The sequence below is a fragment of the Caballeronia grimmiae genome (assembly GCF_000698555.1).
GTDB classification, from domain to species: domain Bacteria; phylum Pseudomonadota; class Gammaproteobacteria; order Burkholderiales; family Burkholderiaceae; genus Caballeronia; species Caballeronia grimmiae.
The window spans coordinates 1-452 of the sequence record NZ_JFHE01000147.1 but is presented as its reverse complement, the minus strand read 5'-3'; the positions used below and the strand labels follow the sequence as shown (position 1 = coordinate 452).

Annotated in this window: 1 protein-coding gene; it reads left to right on the top strand. The window is 54.6% G+C overall.

Features of this window, described 5'->3' with window-relative positions:
* On the top strand, positions 1 to 303 hold a 303-nt coding region (locus tag BG57_RS31025; protein WP_035971177.1), incomplete at its 5' end, for an IS5/IS1182 family transposase.
* Between the last annotated feature and the right edge of the window lie 149 nt (positions 304 to 452).

Genomic DNA, 452 nt, shown 5'->3' with positions numbered 1-452 from the left:
CGGCCCGAGCATGAAGGACGTGAAGTTATCTGGCAGGTGGCGGCACGCCGCAGCACCTACAAAAAACTCGATAAGCGCAGCGTGCTGTACAAAGCCAAGCGCAAGATTGAAAAGGCCAAGGCTCAGGTGCGCGCCAAGGTCGAGCATCCGTTCCGGGTAATCAAGCGCCAGTTCGGTTACACCAAGGTGCGCTTTCGCGGCTTGGCCAAAAACACGGCGCAACTGGTGACACTGTTCGCTCTGTCGAACCTGTGGATGGCGCGCCGACATTTACTGACGAATGCAGGAGAGGTGCGCCTGTAATGCGGGAAATGGCCACCGGAGTGGGGTCCGGGTGGCGAAAACGTAAGAAATACTCGTCGAATTGATTGTTTTTTGATCATTTGGCGAGTTTAAAAGTTGCGCTAGGTGGTATGCCGGGGAAATACATGGCTACTTCAGACCATCCCTAA